The organism is Aeromonas sp. 5HA1, from assembly GCF_029237245.1.
Taxonomy (GTDB): Bacteria; Pseudomonadota; Gammaproteobacteria; order Enterobacterales; family Aeromonadaceae; genus Aeromonas; species Aeromonas salmonicida.
Genome location: NZ_JAACFW010000007.1, coordinates 130,254 through 148,557 on the forward strand (window position 1 = coordinate 130,254; position 18,304 = coordinate 148,557).

14 protein-coding genes are annotated in these 18,304 nt (G+C 62.7%); 3 read left to right on the forward strand and 11 right to left on the reverse strand.

Annotated elements, in window-relative coordinates; translation table 11 throughout:
• Nucleotides 1-120: 120 nt before the first annotated feature.
• Nucleotides 121-1,317 carry an amino acid aminotransferase gene (locus GWQ27_RS08605; protein ID WP_275907133.1) on the forward strand — a complete coding sequence of 399 codons (1,197 nt, stop codon included), beginning with the start codon at nt 121-123 and terminating at the stop codon, nt 1,315-1,317.
• 58 nt (nt 1,318-1,375) lie between these two features.
• Complete coding sequence (locus GWQ27_RS08610) at nt 1,376-2,299, forward strand: LysR family transcriptional regulator (RefSeq protein WP_275907134.1); 924 nt, start codon at nt 1,376-1,378, stop codon at nt 2,297-2,299.
• Between the two features lie 111 nt (nt 2,300-2,410).
• On the opposite strand, the gene GWQ27_RS08615 is transcribed toward GWQ27_RS08610, so the two are convergent.
• The 6 genes from GWQ27_RS08615 to GWQ27_RS08640 all read right to left on the reverse strand — a co-directional run bounded on the left by GWQ27_RS08615 (nt 2,411) and on the right by GWQ27_RS08640 (nt 7,163).
• Nucleotides 2,411-2,734 (reverse strand): DUF1820 family protein, encoded by a 324-nt coding sequence (locus GWQ27_RS08615; protein WP_005313662.1) that lies wholly within the window; start codon nt 2,732-2,734, stop codon nt 2,411-2,413.
• A 199-nt stretch (nt 2,735-2,933) separates the two neighbouring features.
• The gene (locus GWQ27_RS08620; RefSeq protein WP_275907135.1) at nt 2,934-3,854 is read right to left on the reverse strand and encodes a YjjW family glycine radical enzyme activase; all 921 of its coding nucleotides are present in this window, start codon (nt 3,852-3,854) and stop codon (nt 2,934-2,936) included.
• Nucleotides 3,844-5,370: a YjjI family glycine radical enzyme gene (locus tag GWQ27_RS08625; RefSeq protein WP_275907136.1), complete on the reverse strand. Its 1,527-nt coding sequence runs from the start codon at nt 5,368-5,370 to the stop codon at nt 3,844-3,846. The genes GWQ27_RS08620 and GWQ27_RS08625 overlap by 11 nt, the downstream gene beginning before the upstream one ends.
• A 116-nt stretch (nt 5,371-5,486) precedes the next feature.
• Nucleotides 5,487-5,828, reverse strand: a complete 342-nt coding sequence (locus GWQ27_RS08630) for an AzlD domain-containing protein (RefSeq protein WP_017412656.1) — start codon at nt 5,826-5,828, stop codon at nt 5,487-5,489.
• 2 nt (nt 5,829-5,830) lie between these two features.
• A complete protein-coding gene (locus GWQ27_RS08635) occupies nt 5,831-6,550 on the reverse strand; it encodes an AzlC family ABC transporter permease (RefSeq protein WP_099991577.1) in 720 nt (239 codons plus the stop codon).
• Nucleotides 6,551-6,686: 136 nt separating this feature from the next.
• A complete protein-coding gene (locus GWQ27_RS08640; protein WP_034284004.1) occupies nt 6,687-7,163 on the reverse strand; it encodes a L,D-transpeptidase family protein in 477 nt (158 codons plus the stop codon).
• Nucleotides 7,164-7,428: 265 nt separating this feature from the next.
• On the opposite strand from GWQ27_RS08640, the gene GWQ27_RS08645 reads away from it, so the two are divergent.
• Nucleotides 7,429-10,578: a S41 family peptidase gene (locus tag GWQ27_RS08645; protein WP_275907137.1), complete on the forward strand. Its 3,150-nt coding sequence runs from the start codon at nt 7,429-7,431 to the stop codon at nt 10,576-10,578.
• Here GWQ27_RS08645 and GWQ27_RS08650 read toward each other — a convergent pair.
• The 5 genes from GWQ27_RS08650 to pgaA form a co-directional block, all read right to left on the reverse strand.
• Entirely contained in the window at nt 10,561-11,856 is a 1,296-nt protein-coding gene (locus GWQ27_RS08650) for a ferric reductase-like transmembrane domain-containing protein (protein ID WP_275907138.1), read from the reverse strand. The genes GWQ27_RS08645 and GWQ27_RS08650 overlap by 18 nt on opposite strands.
• A 178-nt stretch (nt 11,857-12,034) precedes the next feature.
• Complete coding sequence (locus tag GWQ27_RS08655) at nt 12,035-12,349, reverse strand: hypothetical protein (protein WP_017412598.1); 315 nt, start codon at nt 12,347-12,349, stop codon at nt 12,035-12,037.
• Nucleotides 12,336-13,586 carry a poly-beta-1,6-N-acetyl-D-glucosamine synthase gene (gene pgaC, locus GWQ27_RS08660; RefSeq protein WP_169046810.1) on the reverse strand — a complete coding sequence of 417 codons (1,251 nt, stop codon included), beginning with the start codon at nt 13,584-13,586 and terminating at the stop codon, nt 12,336-12,338. The genes GWQ27_RS08655 and pgaC overlap by 14 nt, the downstream gene beginning before the upstream one ends.
• Nucleotides 13,583-15,547, reverse strand: coding sequence for a poly-beta-1,6-N-acetyl-D-glucosamine N-deacetylase PgaB (gene pgaB, locus GWQ27_RS08665; RefSeq protein ID WP_275907139.1), 1,965 nt, complete (start codon nt 15,545-15,547; stop codon nt 13,583-13,585). Before pgaB ends, pgaC begins: the two co-directional genes overlap by 4 nt.
• The gene (pgaA, locus tag GWQ27_RS08670; protein ID WP_275907140.1) at nt 15,547-17,931 is read right to left on the reverse strand and encodes a poly-beta-1,6 N-acetyl-D-glucosamine export porin PgaA; all 2,385 of its coding nucleotides are present in this window, start codon (nt 17,929-17,931) and stop codon (nt 15,547-15,549) included. The genes pgaB and pgaA overlap by 1 nt, the downstream gene beginning before the upstream one ends.
• Nucleotides 17,932-18,304 lie beyond the last annotated feature (373 nt).

An 18,304-nucleotide genomic window follows, 5' to 3' on the forward strand; every position in this document is an offset into this window, starting at 1 on the left:
AGGGGACCATGGCCGTGCACGGCAGGTCCGTTTCAGACTTGAGCCCTCGCCCGCTTTACGCCATCATGACCGCCGATCATTGATCCCCTTACCCTGGATTCCACTTCGCAAGGACCCCCCATGTTTGAACACGTCGATGCCTACGCTGGCGACCCCATACTGACCCTGGTCGAGACCTTCCACAAAGACACCCGTGAGCAAAAGGTGAATCTGGGGATCGGCCTCTATTACGACGAGCAGGGCCGCATCCCGCTGCTGGCGTCCGTGCAACAGGCTGAAGCCCGGCGCGCCGCTGCACCAGCTCCGCGCCCCTATCAACCGATGGAAGGGGCCGCCAACTACCGCACTGCGGTGCAGCACCTGCTGTTTGGCGCTGACCATGAAGCGGTCAAGGCCGGCCGCATCGCCACCATCCAGACCATAGGCGGCTCCGGCGCGCTCAAGATCGGGGCCGACCTGCTCAAGCGCTACTTCCCGACCTCCGAGGTGTGGGTCAGCAATCCGACCTGGGACAACCACAAGGCCATGTTCGAGGGGGCCGGCATCCAGGTGCACGACTACCCCTACTACGACGCTGCCACCGGCGGCGTCCAGTTTGATGCCATGATCGACTGCCTGAGCGCCCTGCCGGCCAGGAGCATAGTGCTGCTGCATCCCTGCTGTCACAACCCGACCGGCGTGGATCTCTCCTCTGCCCAGTGGGACAAGGTGATCGCGCTCGTGGTGGATAAGGGGCTAATTCCCTTTATGGACATCGCCTATCAGGGCTTCGGCGATGGTCTGGAAGAGGATGCCTACGCCATCCGAGCCATGGTAGCCGCCGGCGTCAGCTTCTTCGTCAGCAACTCGTTTTCCAAGAACCTCTCCTTCTACGGCGAACGCTGCGGCGGCCTGTCGGTCATCTGCAAAGATGCCGAAGAGGCGGGTCGGGTGCTGGGCCAGATGAAGGCGACAGTGCGTCGCAACTACTCCAGCCCCCCCACCCACGGCGGCCAGATCACAGCGGCCGTGATGAACGATGCCAGCCTGCACGCCCTCTGGGTTGATGAGGTGAGCGAGATGCGCATCCGCATCAAGGCCATGCGCCAGAAGCTGTTTGAGGTGCTGAGCGCCAAGGTGCCTGGTCGTGATTTTGGCTACTTCATCAGCCAGCGCGGCATGTTCAGCTACACCGGCTTCACGCCGGAGCAGGTTGACCGCCTGCGCGAAGAGTTCGCCATCTATCTGGTGCGCTCCGGTCGCATGTGCGTGGCGGGCCTCAACAGCCGCAACGTCGACTATGTGGCCGACGCCATGGCCGCCGTGCTCAAGGGCTAACCCGTGCAAGCCCCGCTCAAGCGGGGCTTTTTGTTTGTCCCTATGTTGTGGAGCTGTCATGGATCTGATTGCACTGTCCAGGCTGGGAGGCCGTCATCTGGTCACCCTGCATCTGCTGCTCGACAGCCAGAGCGTCACCCGCACGGCCGAGCGGCTCTGCACCACCCCCTCCACCGTCAGCAAGACCCTCAACCAGTTACGGGATCTGCTCGGCGATCAGCTGCTCTACCGCCAGGGCAACCAGCTGTTGCTGACCTCCTTTGCCGAGCGACTAGGTCCTACCCTGCACCGACTGCTGAGCGAGCTGAACAATCTCACCAGCCAGGACGGTTTTGACCCCGAAACCTGGCAGGGACAACTGAGGTTTGCGCTGCGGGAAAGCAGCATGGTCTGGCCGATGGGGCCGATTCTGGGCCAGCTGATGCAGGAGGTACCGGGCCTGGAGCCCAATGTCTGGAACAAGGATGAGCAAGGTCTGACGGCACTGGCCGCGGGCAAACTCGACTTTGTTATCCTGCCCCACGACCAGAGCCAGCCCCTGCCCCGCCAGCCGGGTCTGGTATGGGAAACCCTGCGGGAAGACAGGCTGGTCTGTCTGCTGCGGGCGGACCATCCGGCGCTGGACAAGCCCTGGGATCTGGATGCCTACCTGAGCTGGCGCCATATCGCCATTCGCGATCAGGAACTGGCCAACCCCTTCTTCGAGCAGAGCCTGGCCCAGCTGCAGGTACGCCGGCAGATTGGTGCCACTCTGCCGGATTTTGGCAGCGCGTCAGCCCTGCTGCGCCAGAGCGATCTCATCCTGACCGCCATCGAGGGTTGGGCGTTACAGAGCGCGGCTTTGGGGTTAGCGATCCGTCCAGTCCCGTTCGACTATGGCGCCGTCACCCACAGCCTGGTGTGGTATGGGCCGGCGGGCGAAGAGCCGGCGCTGCGCTGGTTCAGACAGCGGATCCTGACACTGGCCAGTGAGCTGGGTTAACGCACCGGGGCTGCACCCATTGCAGATCCTGCGGGCGCCATTACCGACCCGAAGAGGAGATGGCCCCACCAGGGGAACTCCCATGGCAAGGCTCGCAGAGAGGAGAAAGCCTCAGGGCTTCCTGGTATAGATGGGGTTGGGGAAGGGCGCGATGTTGTTGCCCAGCTCAGTGATGCGGGCGGCCCCCTGTTTGCGCACCTGATCGACCCGCAATACATGGTGCATGGGGATCATGGTGCGGTCGACGTCGGCAAATTCACTCTTCAATTTCTCGTGGCTGGGATCGACGATCAATGCCGTGTGGTTATCCCACACGAAGTGAGCGATCTCGATAAAGCCGAACAGCTGACCCTGACTCACTTCCCTGACATAGACTTCATAACGCTCGCTGTGGCAAATGAACTGCACTCGGTATAAGGCGTTGGATTCACTCATGTTCGTCTGTTGATTGTGGGCGAATGCCCCATTCTAGCCGCCCCCTCGCAGAGCTCAAATAGACAGCAATCACAGTTACGTCATCTTCAGACTCAGACTGCAAAAAAGCCGCCACCAGACTCAACATCAGAGCAGGGGGCTGGCAAAAGCATCCCATCAAATTGCTTTGCGATCAGTTAATGAGCCAGCAAGCACAGGGTCAGATAATGGCCGGCAGGGAAACGGGTCCAAGTCCCCTGTCGCTCACCGCCCTGGCAAGGCGGGTCAGCTCATCTCTGCCCGCCTCCGGCCAGCTCGTCGCCACCCCGCGCACACCATGCTGACGAAAGCCGTTGAGGCGAATGGGCACTGGTCCCAAGTTCTGCAGAAAGCTGGCCAGACCCGTTTCCAGCTTGCCGTCGGCATCCAGAAAATCGCTGCGTCCCGGCACATGGAGCAACCGCAGTTCGGTCAGCTTGCCGTGGCTTGCCAGCAGTTGCAGCGAGGCCAGCACCCGCTCGCGGCCAACACCTGTGAGTGAATGGTGCACCGAGTCGCGCCACCCCTTGAGATCTATCATGGCGCCGTCCAGTACCGGCAGCAGCCGCTGCCAGCCCGTCTCGGCCAGGGAGCCGTTGCTGTCGAGCAGACAAGTCAGGTGCGAGAGATCCTGTGCCTGCCTGATGGCCGTGAACAGGGCGATCACAAACGGCAGCTGAGTCGTGGCCTCGCCGCCGGAGACGGTAATGCCGGTCAGCAGAGGACCGTAGCGGCGCAGCAGGGCCAGCACCTCGGCTACCGACATCTGGCTGGTCTTGGGGCTGGCATGGCGCGGGCAGCCGTCGATGCAGCGATCGCAATCTGTGCAGAGTGCCGCCTGCCAGCGCACTTTTCTCTCGCCAGGACGGCCCTCGACGAGCGTCAGGGCACCGCTCGGACAAGTTGCCACGCAGTCACCGCAGTGATCGCACAACCCCATGGTATGAGGGTTATGACAGCCGGGGCAGCGAAAGTTGCACCCCTGCAGGAAGAGCACCAGCCGATTGCCGGGGCCGTCCACGCAGGAGAAGGGCAGCCAGCGGCTGACCGTTGCGGTGCGCTCCGTTGGCTCCCTCCTTTCCTTGCCGCATTCAGTAGTCACACAGGGTCGCCTCACGGCCAACCACTCTCGGCGCTCGCTGACGAATGGCCGTCAGTTCACTCGCCTCGGCACCGAGACAGGTGGTCTGCAGCCGCGACCCTTCGGTCGCGAAACGGGCCACGTCGCTCTTGCGGATCATGTAGCCGGTCACCCGTACCAGATCGCTGTCCGCCACGTTGGCGGTAAACTCGCGCATGCCGATGGCGAGGGCCCCCTTGCAGAGCTGAAGCAGCGCCTGCGGGTTCTGGCGTATGGTGGGATCCAGGGTCAGGATCTCGCTGATCCCGGAGTGATAGAAACCGTGGTGCGGCGCCAGGGCCAGCACATGGCTGGCGGGATCCGGCTCCTGACCATAAGGGATGCGCACCCCGGGAGTCACACCGCGATCCACGCTGAGCCCGCCCTGAGAGTGGAGCAGGGCGCGACCACCCCAGGCGTGTACCTGTGGCGTCTCGGTCACATGGCGGGAGAGCTGGGCCGAGATGCGATAGCCAAGCTGGTTGGCCTCCTCGTCATGTCCGTAGCGCTCGGGCAGATTCTCCTTGTCCATCAGCAAATTGACCGCCTCCGCCATGCCATAGATGCCGAACATGGGCACGAAGCGGTCTTCGTCGATCAAGCCCTCCTGCACCAAAAAGCTGTCGAAGAAGCCGGACTCCTGATGGAGGAAGGCGGCGCGCGCGCCGATCAACTGAGAGGCGAGACGGCAGTAGTGGGGTAGCAGACAGCCCATGAAGTCGTCTATGCCGTGGGCCTGCTCGGCCACCCGCTTGAGGGAGAGTCGCACCAGGGTATTGGCGCCACCGGCCTGGGGCAGAGCGTTGTAGCAGCTGACGATGCCAAAGCCACGCTGGTCGAAGGTGTTGCTATGGAGCGGATAGTTGGCAATGTGCGGCTTGCTGCAGCTGGCTATGTTCTGCACCGCCAGCATCAGCAGGTTGTCCGGAGTCTGCGCCGGATCGTGGAACAGGGTCAGGTTCGGCGCCACCTGCTTGAGCTCGCCGTCGATGCGCAGGATCAGGCGGCAGAGACGGTTGTCATCGGGGCCTATGTTGACGTGCATGAAGGCGTCCGGCAGTACCCGATCCAGGTAGATCCAGAACCCTTTCAGCTTGCGATGGAGGGTCTCGTCATCCAGCTCGCCCGCAAAGGGCAGCAACAGATGATCGAGGCGCCCCAGCCAGACCGGCATGCCGGTGACGGAGGGCACATGGTGGTAGAGGATGCGCAGGGCATCGAGCGCCTCGTCAAAATCCTTGGGGGGCGCCAGCTCCAGCCAGGCGGAGCCCTGACTCAGGAACTTTGCATAATCCGGCAGCACGTAGCGCGGCTTGTAGGGAGCATGTCCCTCGAACATGTCACAGAGAAACCCCTGCGTCAGCGCCTCGGCGACCGCCGGTGGCAACTCTGGGTAAGGCAGCGCATTTTCGGCGGCCAGCGCCAGGGCATGGTTCTTCTGAGCGGGCGAGAGCAGGGGATCGCGCACTATGCGCTGACAGGTTTCGGTGAAAGACATGGGGAGCTCCTTGGCGGATAGTCCCTAAATCCTCACACTTGAGAGGTGTTTTTTGAAGTGACATTCACAACATGGCGGATATCCATAAAGGACATCCACCATGCCAGATCACGGACCTACCCCAGCCAGGGCAAGAGGGCGGCCATGCCTCCCTGCCAGCGCAGCAGGAAGAAGCCCCCCATGCCCACCACGACCACCAGCAGGGTCGGCAGCCGCAGCAGGGTCAATGCCGTCACCAGCAGGGTGGCGGCCAGGTAGTCCGGATCCCAGTCCAGCCCCTTGCCCGGCTCATAGCTGAAGACGATGGGCAACCAGATGGCGGTCAGCACCGACTGGGCCGAGAAGCTGAGGAATGCCCCCATCTCGGCGCCGGGTTGATAACGGGTCAGCCGCGAGAAGAAGGCGAAGCGATTGAAAAAGGTGATCAGGGCCAGCAGGCCTATCATCAGCCAGCTCATTGTCATCTCCTCATCCGGTGCAGCACATAGCCCACCACCATGCCGGCCAGCGCCGATATGATGATGTAGACCTCCGCCAGCAGCGGCTTGGTGAGCAGCGCTGTGCCGCCGCTGACCAGGGTCGCCGCCACCATGGGCAGGTTCTTGAGGGCGGGTATGGTCATGGCGATAAAGGTGGCCGCAATGGCGAAGTCCAGTCCCATCTTGTCCAGGCCGTCTATGTACTGACCGGCGGCGATACCGAGCAGGGTCGCCAGATTCCAGAACAGGTAGAACACGAAGCCCGCGATCAGGGCATAGCCGGGATGGAAGCGGCCGCTGCGCTCCCTGTCCTTGAGCGCCACCGCAAACATCTCGTCGGTCAGAAAGAACGCCAGACTGGCACGCCAGCGCAGGGATAGCGGCAAGACATCACGGCGGAAGGTAAAGCCATAGAGCAGATGCTGGGAGGTGATGACGAAGGTGGATCCCATGATGGGCAGCAGGGGCGTACCCGCCCCGAACAGTGTGGTAGCCGAAAGCTGGGCAGCACCGGCATAGACCAGCAGGGACATGCATTGGGCCTGTAGCGGGCTCAGCCCCACCTGCAATGCCAGGGCGCCGCACAATATCCCCCAGGGGATGACGGAAATGGAGAGCGGCAAAATATCGATGGTGGCGCGCCACCAGAGCGTACGGGCGCTCTCGGTACCGGCGGGAAGGGCACTCGTTGCTGACGGCATTGGGTCATCCTTGTTGCATCCACGGCGAGCGGGAAAAACTAGCACGACACAAGGCCGCAGACCAAGGACTAAAACGGATACTGCAAGGGTTCATAAATTCAGTGCGCCCCCATGAAGGGGGCGCGCAGAGAGGCAATCAGGGCTGGATGATGATGGGGGTGCCGGGCTCGATGGCGTTCCACACTTCGTCCAGATCATGGTTGAGCATGGCGATGCAGCCATTGGTCCAGTTGGACGGCTGCAAACGTGTGTTGCCTATGCTGTTGCGCTGACCATGGATCATGATCATGCCACCCGGATTCACGCCCATTTCGTTGGCCGTCTTGATGTCGTCCAGATTCGGGTAGTTGATGTGGATGGCTTTGTAATAGTTGGAATTGGTTTTCTTGTAGTCGAGGATGTAACGCCCTTCCGGCGTACGCTGATCCCCTTCACGCTGCTTGTGTCCCTTTGGGGCCGGCCCCAGGGCAATCCAGTAGCGTTTGACCTCCTTGCCATCCTTCATCAGGGTCAGGCTGTAGGAAGACTTCTTCACCACTATCATGTCGGCAGACAAGGTGGCAAAACTCAATGCGGGCCACAGCCCCAGCAAACACAGTAATACGGCTCTCATTCCATCCCTCGACAAGCCTCTGGTTAGGGCTTTTCTTGTTACCAAATCATCTGAATGGCACCACCCCGTGGGGCGGGCGAGCGCCATCATATTGGATCGCCATCAATACTCAATATATCCAGAGAAACATATCCCGTGCCATCTTTTATAAATTGTTACAATTAACAGCCAAAACAAGGGGATATCCCCCCTATATCGGGATAGTGCCCCCCGGGCGATTGGGGGGAAGATAAGGCGCTTTTTCACCTACTTGGAAACTTCCATCATGCGATGCCGACTCTCCTTGCTGATCCTGCTGATCTGCTCCCCCTTGCAGGCGGCCGAACCGCTCTGGCTGCGCGAGCCTGCGCTCTCCCCCGATGGCAAACAACTTGCGTTCACCTGGCAGGGCCGAGTCTACCTGAGCGCGGGGGATGGCGGACTCGCCATGCCGCTCACCGACAGCGACTACCTGAGCCAGCGCCCGCTCTGGTCACCGGATGGCAAACAGATCGCCTTCGCCGCCAACTTATATGGCAACGAAGATGTGTTCGTGGTACCGAGCGCAGGGGGCGAGATGGTGAGACTGACCCGTGACTCCCGCCCCGATCTGCCCCAGGCATTCAGCGCCGATGGCAAGCAGTTGTTGCTGAGCAGCCAGCGACTGACTACGCCCGAATCGGATCACTTCGTGGCGGAAGGATTCCAAGCCAGCGCCCTCTACTGGACTCCGGTCGGTGGCGGCGCCCTGACGCCGGCACAACCTCTGCCCGCCACCCTGGCTCGCCCCCATGGCAAGCAACTGGCCTATCAGATGCCGGGCATGGATCAACCGTTTCGCAAACATCAGCACTCGTTTGCCGTCTCCCGCCTCTGGCTGTTCGATGGCAAAGCCCATCACCAGCTGACCGAAGACAGAGTGGCCGCCAGCGATCCCGTCTGGGATGACAAGGGTGAGGCACTCTATTACCTGAGCGAGCGCAGCGGCGATTTCAACGTCTGGCGGCGGGATCTGGCCAGCGGTCAGGATCGTCAACTCACCCACTATCAGGGTCACCCTGTGCGCGGCCTCTCCGCCTCCCGCCAAGGGGATCTGGTCTGGTCCTGGCAAGGGGAGCTGTACCGTCTCGATGCGGGCAGCAAGACACCGCGCAAGCTGGCCATACAGCCGCTCTTTGCCAACGCACCCGCCGAGAGGAGCTGGATGCCAGGCCCCATCGACGAGGCCCTCGCCCGCCAGGATGGTGACGAGGTGATACTGGTGAGCCAGGGGGACTTGTATGCCATCGATACCCGCCGCGAGCGAGTGCGCCAGCTCACCCGTCATCCCAGCGAGCAGTCATCCCCCCTGTATATGGACAAAGAGAAAGGGCTCATATATCTCTCGGAGCAGGATGGCCCGGCCGCCCTCTATCGCCTGAACAAAGCGCAGCCGGATGGCTTGTTCAGCGATCCCGGCACCCTCACGGAACAGAAGCTGCTGGCCATGCCGGATGCTGCCATCAGCAAGCCGACCCTCTCCCCCGATGGCAAGCAGGTCGCCTTCGTGGTGGATGGTCAGGCCGTCCACCTGCTGGATCTGGCCAGCGGCAAACAGCGACCGCTGGTCGCCGCCGAGTTCAACCCCTCCCGCCACACAGTGGAGCTCGCCTTCGCCCCCGATTCCCGTCATCTGGCGCTGACCATTCAGCCTGACTCGGCCCAGCAGGAGATCGCCGTCATCGACATCGCGGACCCCAAAGCCGAGCCGATCAATGTCAGCCTCAACGGCTATCGGGATATGAGTCCTGCCTGGAGCCAGGATGGCGGCATCCTCTACTGGCAATCCACCAAATACGGGGTTCTGGGTGCCGATGGGGAGCCGCTTGGCGGCAGCCTGCTCGGCCTCTACAGCAGCCGCGCTGCCAAGAGCGACTTCATCGCCGAGCAGACGCCCCCCAAAGCGGGTTACGGCTTCGAATCCGACCGGTTGGCACACAGAGAGGCGCTGCAATTGCAGCCCCCAGGCCTCATCCTCGCCAGCCGCATCGTCGATGATCACCTTATCTCGCTGGTGGAAGAGAGTGACACCAACGGCGAGAGCGAGATCAAGGGCTACGCCCAGGATCTGCGCAAGGGCGAGACCCGGGTGCTGTTTGACGGCCAGCCCGGTCCGGCGCAGGTCAGCCTCAATCAGGATGCCAGCCTGGCCACCCTGGTGCGGGAAGGAGAAGTGACCCTGATAGACACAGGTTCAGGCGAGGCAAGGTCACACCCTTTCGACCTGCTGCAGACCGGAAGCTCGCTGGCGCTCATGACCGCCGCCTATGACCAGATAACCCGGCTCACCCGCGACGAGTTTTATCGTGCCGACATGAACGGCGTGGATTGGGATGGCTATGTGGCCGCCTATCGCCGCCAACTGGCCGGTATCAACAATGGCAGGGACTTTGGCCATCTTCTGGCGGAGCTGGCCGGTGAACTGAACGTTTCCCACACCTGGGGAGTGGGTCCGGCGTCATCCCCGCGAATGCCCGACAACACAGCCAGCCTCGGCGGCTACTGGCAAGATGGCAAGACGGGGGTTGAACTGGTCGCCCTGCTGGCCGGCGGCCCGCTGGAACAGGAGACAGACCTGACACCGGGTGCCCGTCTGCTGGCCATCAATGGCACCGAGGTTCCTGACCTGAACGCGCTGGATGCCCAGCTCAACCACCAGGCCGATCAGCGGCTGGCCCTCACACTGCTGCCCAAGGGGAGCAAGGCGCCGGTGCAGCTCGACATCACCGCCATGGATTTGCAGCAGGAGTACAAGTTGCAACTGGATGGCTGGGTCGCCAAGCGCCGCGCCCGGGTGGCGCAGTTGAGTCAGGGTCGGGTGGGATATGTCTATCTGCCGGAGATGAACAGCGCCGTGTATGAGGAGATGGTCGCCGATGCCCTCGGCCGTCAGCGCAACCGCGAGGCGCTGATCGTGGACGTGCGCTTCAACAAGGGGGGCTATCTGGCCAATACCCTGGTGGAGTTCCTGACCGGCAGCGGCAGTGACAAGGGCATGGCGCGCAGCTGGCCACGCCACGGCAAGGGGGAGACAGACGCCGCCACCCGCCAGTGGACCAAGCCCTCAGTAGTGCTGGCCAATGCAGGCAGCTACTCGGAAGGCTCGGCCTTCCCCCAGTACTACCGCACCCTCAAGGTCGGCCCCATCATAGGTGAGCCAGTCCCGGGCACTGGCACCATGGTCTATGCCCATGACTCCAGACTGATCCCCGGACTCGCCTACGGCATCCCGACCCTGGGGCTGCGCAACCCGGATGGCAGCTTCTACGAAAATCAGGAGCTGATCCCGGATCTGCAGGTCGCGCTCACACCAGCCGACATGATCAGCGGACGAGATCCCCAGCTGGAGGCAGCCGTCGAGGCAGCCCTCGCCCAGCTGTCAACGAAAGCGAAATAGCTCGCGATGCAGGCGCCCTCCCGGCAACAGCCGGGTCAGGGCGTCTGCCATTCCTTCCGGACCGCAGAACCAGACGTCACCGGGCTTGCCCTGTGCAAGACCGGCCAGGTCCAGCCGCCCCGCTTCCTTGTCCAGATGCAGCCGATAACGAACCCCGGTACGCTGACACAACTCGGCCAATCGCTGGTGATAGACGGCGCCGACCAAGTCCGGAGCACACTGGATCAATGTGATCCCCTCCCCCCGTTCACCACGGGCCACCAGCCCCTCCAGCCAGGCGACGAAAGGGGTAATGCCGATCCCGGCGCCGAGCCAGAGCGACTGCCCCTGCCGGGGGGGACAGACAAAGGCGCCATAAGGCCCCGTCACTGTCACTGGGCCATCGACCCGAGCCGCCTCGACCAGCTGGCGGGTATGATCCCCCAGCGCCCGCACCGCAATCACCAGCTGACGCTTGTCGGGCGACACCCGCACCAGGGTGAAGGGGTGTGGGCCTTCCTTGGCATCAAACTCGAAGAAGGCAAACTGGCCTGGCCTGTAGTGCGACAGCGGCGTCTCCAGCTGCAAGGTGAATTCACGGGTACTGTCCGCCAGGGTGCGCAGCGCCACTATGCGGCCCTGATGGCGATCCCGCTGACCGGTCAAGCCCAGCAGGGAGTAAACCGCAGCCACAGCCCCTGCGCCGCCCAGCAGTGAGATCCCGAGCCCCACGGGTGTCAGCAGGCCAACCTGGGGCAACAGGCAGAGACCGTGTACCCACCCCGCCAGATAGATGAGCGGCGCCAGACGGTGGATCACCCGAAAGCGGCCATAGCTCACCAGCGACAACAGGCTCACCACCACCAGGGCTATCAGCAGATAGAAGCTCCACTCCCCCAGTGTATTGCCAAGGGCATGCAGGGAGAGGCCATTGCCAGCCCCTGCTCCCGCCCCGCCACCAGCCCCCCGGCGGGCAGGCCGGGTCAACCAGCCGGCCGTCACAGCCCACTTGGGTGCTTCCACCAGCAGCCAGTGACTGGTCAGGGCCAGGGTCGCGGCCATGGCGCTGTGACGATGGAGCCGCAACATGCGATCCAGCCCGCCACACCAGACTTCCAGCCTCGGCAAACGCAGCGCCAGCAACAGGGTCAGCGCCATGTAGCCTAGCCCCAGCAGGCCGGTCAGCAACAGCATCTCATGGCGCCAGGGCCAGATGCCGTTGGCATCCCCTGCATATCCAGCCCACCAGATCAGTGCCGCCAGCACCGGCAGCAGCCATAACGCTCGCTTGGTCACCATTTGTTGCTCCTTGTCCCGTCATCTCATGCATTGCTCACCCGGCTCGCCCAATGGCCACGCCGGTATCCTGATCCCATTACACGCCTGTGCCATGACAAGACTTTGCCAGCCACCGGCCATTTGGTGACAGAGTGTGACAAGAGGGAAGATACAAAAATGGGGCCTGATGGCCCCATGGTTAACCGGCTTTGCGCAGTGCCCGCTTGCGCATCAGGCGGTAAAGCAGCTGATTGTATTTGGCCCAGGAGTGGATCAGCAGGAAGATGCCTAGCAGCAGGGCCAAAAATAGCTGCCCGGCGCCCTGCGCATCCAGCGAGCCGATAAAGCTGTCCCCTTCCCCTTTATCCAGATAGTTGAGCCAGGGTTGCAGCGCCAGAAACAACCAGCCAATCCAGGTCACCAGCAGGATCAACAGATCCCGTAGTCGGTACTGCCAGCTGCAACGGGCACCGTTGCGTATGATCATCTCGTTGGCGAACTTATTTTTTGTCACGGAAGGACTCTCCTCTGTCAGGGCTTTCCCATACGGCAAGCTGGCCACGACGACGCAGGATCGCCTTGGGCACGGCAACGATCACTGTCACCAGATTGAGCAGCCAGTAGATAAGCGGATACCAGATACACCAGACGAAGCTGCGGGCCATTGTCTTGTCATAGTGGTTGTCGATGAAGATGCTGACCCCGAACTGCAGCAGGCAGATGGCGGTCATGATGACACCGGTCCACTGGAACAGCTGACCTTCGGCCAGCTCCCCCAGATCGGGCCGGATCAGCCAGATCAGCGCCAGCAGCAACATGCTGTAGCACCAGAGGACACTGGAGAGGTACTCCAGCAGCAGCAACCAGAAGTGGCGGTTGCGCCAGCGCATTGCCTGCAGGCCGTAACGCAGTATCACTTCGGCCCCGCCCTGGGCCCAGCGCAGCCGCTGCTTGTAGAGACCGCGCACCGTCTCCGGCATCAGCACCCAGCACAGTGCCTGGGGCTGGTAATGGATGAGCCAGCCCGCTAGCTGGAGTTTCCAGCTGATGTCGATGTCTTCGGTGACCATGTCCGTGCTCCAGCCACCCACTGCCTCCACCGCCGACTTGCGAAAGGCCACCACCACCCCGGACACGGTAAAGACGGTGCCATAGATGCGCTGGGCCCGCTTGATAAGGCCTATGATGGAGCTGAACTCACCAGTCTGGATCTTGCCGATAATGGTGGAGCGGGTACGCACCCGCGGGTTGCCGGTGACGGCCCCCACCTTGGGGCTCTCGATGAAGTGTTTCACCATCCAGCGCACAGCGTCATGGTCGAGCACGGCATCGCCGTCTATGCCCACCAGTATTTCCCCCTTCGCCCGTTCGAGACCATTGTTGAGGGCCATGGCCTTGCCCTGATTGTGCTGGTGCAGCACGGTAAGGCGCGCATCCTGCGCCGCCAGCCGATCCAGTCGCTGCCCAGTGTCATCCTTGCTGCCATCGTTGATGGCCAGCACCTCGAAATCGGGATAACGCTGGCGCAGCAGGTGGCTGATGGTCTCCTCCACATTGGCCCCCTCGTTGTAGCAGGGCACCATCAGGGTCACCTTGGGATAGCGAGGCAACACCAGCCCGGTTCTGGCGAGCGCTATGTCCCGCCGCTCCCACTGGAAGTAGTAATAGAGGCCGCCACAGATCCACACCATGGCCATCATGCTGGGGTAGGCCAGGGTAAAAATCGCAATGCCTGAGAGAAATCCGCTCACCGTGCCGCCCCCGCTTGTGTGGCCATGGCCGCACTGACGGGCACGGCGGGGGCCACCGGCAGCTGGACTGGCTGAGGCAGGGTCTGCACCGAGAAGACGGGCTTCAGCACGGCGGGATCCGGCTGATTGTTGTGAAAATCGTCCGGGTAGTAGCCGAAGTTTTTCACCCCCTTGCGCTGGATGATCTGCATCCAGCGCGCCAGCTCCTCATCCGGGATCGGCTGATCGGTGCGCCAGTTGCGGCTTTGCAGCTCGAACACCAGCCGCTCGGCCGGCACCTGGGCCAGGGATGTTTCCGCCAGCCGGGCCAGCCACTCATCCGGGTTTTCTGCCTGTTCCATGTAGGGCATGGCCATCACGGCCGTGTAGTCATAGGCCTTGGCGAACGCCGCCATGCTCTGGGCAAACCACTGCTGGGCGTCAGGCTCGGTCACCAGGGCCGCGTAGATGTTGCGGGCTGTCTTGAGGCCGTCAGCCCCTCCCTGGCGATAACGGGCGGCAGCGTCGCGCAGCGCCAGCGTAAAGTCGATCAGCAAGTCAGTCTTGTGCTCCCCCTGCGCCCGTAGGGCCTGGGTGGAGCGCGCCAGCGGCATGGGCCCTTCGTAATCGCTGAGGAAGGCGTCATCGTGGAACAGCAGGCCGTCGAACTTGGTGTAAAAACCGAGATCCTCGTAGATATCCAGCAGCAGCTGACGGCTAACGGCATCCCAGGGGGATAGGCGCAGATACTGCCCCCTGGCGGGGGCGCCGGTGTGACTGTCGGTCACATAGGTGTGGTTCGGCCCCATGTCATAGGCCATCACCGGCATCCAGGCATACACCTTGACCCCGACCCGGGTCTTGAGCTGCCAGGCGACCCGATTGAACAGATCCGCCCTGACCGGCATGTGGCGATTGGGGAAGTAGAGCGCCTCCGCGACCCCGTCGCCGTTGTCATCGGCATAGGCCTGCAGATAGACGGTGGTGATGCCGTATCCCTTGATCCGCTCCAGCAGCAGGTCGATGTTCTTGTTCAGCTGCTGCGGATCCTTGTCATAGACATAGTCCAGATCCACGTGCACCAGTCGCTCCTCCTGCCGCTCCCAGGTATTGCCTCCCATGATCTCGTCCAGGGTCTCCAGGCTGGTATCCTCCTCCAGCAGATAGCGGCGCACAGTGGCTCCGGAATCCCCCAGGGTGTTGAGCCCCTCAATCAGGGTGAAGCTGTAGGGCATGCCGCTGTCACGGGCCAGGTTCAGCACCGTCTGGTTGAAGGCGCCATAGGGCCAGACCATGATGCGCGGTGCCCGGCCGGTCTGCTCCTTGAGCTGGCGGACAGACGCGTCGAAGTCGGCTTTCACCCGCACCTGATAGTCCGCCATGGTTTCGTAACCGGCCGGACTCCAGCCCGCCGTGGTCACCGCCGGCTGCACATTGCCCTGGGGATTGGCGAGCAAGCCGTAGTGGGAGGCGAAGGTGTGGGAGGCTATCTCCACCAGTCCGGAGGCCTGCATCTCGCGGATCTGCGGCCAGCCGACGAAGTAGCTGCGCGGCAGCCTGTCGTTGCCATAGGGCACCAGCTTGTCGTCAGGCACATCCAGCCAGCTGCCCACCAGGGCATAGACGGCCGGGTAGTTGTAGAGCTTGAGCAGCGGGTAGACCAGCCGGTAGAAGCTCTCGTAGCCATCGTCGAAGCTGAGCAAAATGGCCTTCTCCGGCAGGGCTGCCTTGCCAGCCTTGGCATCCAGCACCTGCTGGAAGCTGACCGGGTGATAGCCCTGCTGCTTGATCCAGTTGAAGTGGCGGATCAGGGTGTCGCGCCGTATGGTCTGGGGATAGAGCTTGAGGTTGGGGGTCAATTTCAGATCGACGATGTCGTGGTAGCAGAGCACCACATAGTCATCGGTTTGACGGGCAGCCTGTGCGGCCAGCGGCATGAGCACGGACAACAACAGGAAAAGAGGGGCAAGCCAGCGTCTCATCACATGAAACTCCATTGCAGATTGGCGAAGACGAAATTTCCATATTCGGGGTTGCCGTCGTAGACGGCCTGGCGCCGGCCCAGGCCATAGCCCAGGCTCAGTGCGGGGGAGAACACCCAGTCGTGGCGATAGCTGAGTTGCCAGCCCGGGTCGCCGCCATACTCCTGCTGCCAGTACTGATTACCGCTAATGACAAGGCTCTGTAGCAGGGCGCGACGGCCATCCAGCGGCAGCCGGTAACGCCCCGCCAGTTCCAGCTCCAGATTGCGATCCCGCAGGGGATTGAAGTAATCCACCGCCACCGCCTCGTTGCGGGAGGTGGCAGCCCGCAGTGTGGTGTCGAACCACCAGCGATCCCGACGCCAGAGATCCTGACGCAGCCAGCCGGAGGCGGTGAGCCGCCGATTGCCATCGCTGATGTCCATCCGTTCCAGCCGCAGGCCCGCCTCCCGGGTCTCGTCCTGGCGCCAACCCAGATCGAGCTGATATTGATCTGCGTAGTTGCCCCGAGCCAGCGCCCGCAGCGGGGTATCGGCGCTGTTGAGGTTGATGGCAGCACCCAGAGTCCAGCGATCGCCCAACCGCCAGTCGAGGCGGCTCCACAGATAGCCCTTGTGATTGAGCTCACTGCCCATTCCCCCTTCTAGGGTCAACAGCAGCGGATAGAAGGAGACTTCGGCCCCGAGCCCGCTGTAGGCGGCACGCTCCGGCTGCCCGTCAAATTCACCGAAGCTGCCCTGACGACGGACAAACAGCCGATCACCGCCATCATTGCGAGCGCTGTAAAAGCGGCTGTCGTAACTCCAGTCACGACTGGCCTGTACCGAGCCCCCTTCATTGCGACCATGGGTCAGCTCAGTGGTCAGCATGGGGGCCTGCTCCAGAGCCAGCCGCTGTTGCAAGTCCCGGCGATCCTTGGTCAGGTTGCCGAGGGCCCGCACCGCCTGCGGTGTCTGTTGCCACTGCCCCTGATCGAGGCGGGCGTGGAGGCGACCCGGCTCGGCGAGTCGGGTACGGCCAGTCGGCAGCCAGCGCACCGCCTGCTGATAGGCCTGCTCGGCGCCATCCGGGTGACCGCGCCAACGGCGGATGTCCCCCAGCTGCAACCAGAGCCAGGGATTGGCAGGGGCCGTTTTCAGCCAGCCTTCCAGCTGCGCCTCTGCCTGCCCGGCCTGACCCCGCCAGGCCAGCAGCAGGGTTCTGAGCTGCAGCACCTTCTCGTAGTCATCGTTGGGCATGCGCATATTGCCGGTGAAATCCCAGCGGGTCGGCGGCTCCTGCCAACCCGCCAGCAACCCCTGGGCGGCGCCGTAACGCTCCGCATCCGAGTAGGCGTAGAAACGCTTCTCCAGCAGCGTCTTGTCTTTGGCCCGCTGCGGGGTCGCCAGTTGCCGATAGATAAGGGAAGCCTCGTCCACTCGCCCCAGCCCAACCAGCGCATCGGCACGCGCCTCCTGCACGTATTCCGGCAGCGGCCCCTCGGCTTGCAGGGCGGCAGACTCCCGCTCCGCCTGGGCAAACTCACCGAGGGCAACCAGGGTCACCACCAGATCACGGCGGGCACTGAGGTAGAGCACATGATCGCGGGGAGCCCGGGCCAGGATCTTGTCCTGCAGGGCCAGGGTGTGAGTGAGGGAAGTGCGAGCCAGCGCCGGATCCTCGGTCTGCGCCGAGATCCGCAGCAAATTGACCGCCTGGTAGTAGTCGAGCCAGAGCCGATCCACCGGCTTGAACAGGGCAGGATACTGCCCCATCAAGTCGGCAGCGGCGGGACCCGCCCCCAGGCTCACCGCTACCCGATAGAGCGCCAGCACCTGTTTACTGTTGCCGGGTTCCAGCGCCAGCCACTGCTGGCGGGCCAGCATCTCCCCCATGGGATCCTCGGCCTGACGGGCGGCATAGATACGCGCCTCCAGCACGGCCCGATCGCGACCGAAACGGGCCTCGTACTCTCCTGCCGCCTGATGGGCCAGCACACGGTTGCCCTGATCGCTGGCGGTGAGAAACAGGCCAAGCCAACCGGTGGGATTGCCCGGGTCACGCCCCTGCAACACCCGGTAATAGCTGATCGCCTCAAAGTAGCGCTTCTCGTCCCGGGCGGCGCGGGCCACCCCTTCCAGCGTGCTGTTGGCAATGGGACTGAACTCGCAGGGGGCGCAGGCTGCCAGCGCCCCCTTGCGATCACCGCGCCACAGCTGCACGGCGATCAGATCGTCCAGCACCTTGCCGTCGCCGGTTTGTCGATAGAGGGCATCCAGTCCTTGCGCCGCGGCGTCAAGCTCCCCTGCCCTGGCCTGGATGACCCAGGCTTCCCGTACGCTATCCACTCCGCCAGCCAACACCAACAGGGGCAAGAGCGCCAATAACCAAAAGATGCGATTCATTCGCAACATTCCACCTTTGACACGCGCCGGGCAGATCGGTCCTTGAATGCCCTGACGATTACGCACATATGTCCGACCCTGCTGCCGTGGCAACGCAGGGTGACTTCCTGACGGATGTGCGGTTGTGATGGTGAAAGGCGAGGGATGAACCAACGCCTTCCTCAATGCGCGGTCCAGCTGTCTCCGGGAAGAGACCTGTGACTTTCCGAACCCGATTCGCATCGGGGGTGGCGAGGCGGCCAATTCTGCAGCGGTGGGCGAGTTAGTCAATCGAGTCAGACAGGAACCATTCTCGATAAGCCACCGTCTGTTGCCTGTCCCTGTGGACTCAATTTTTCACTATTACTATTGAGGTAATTAACAGAATTCCATT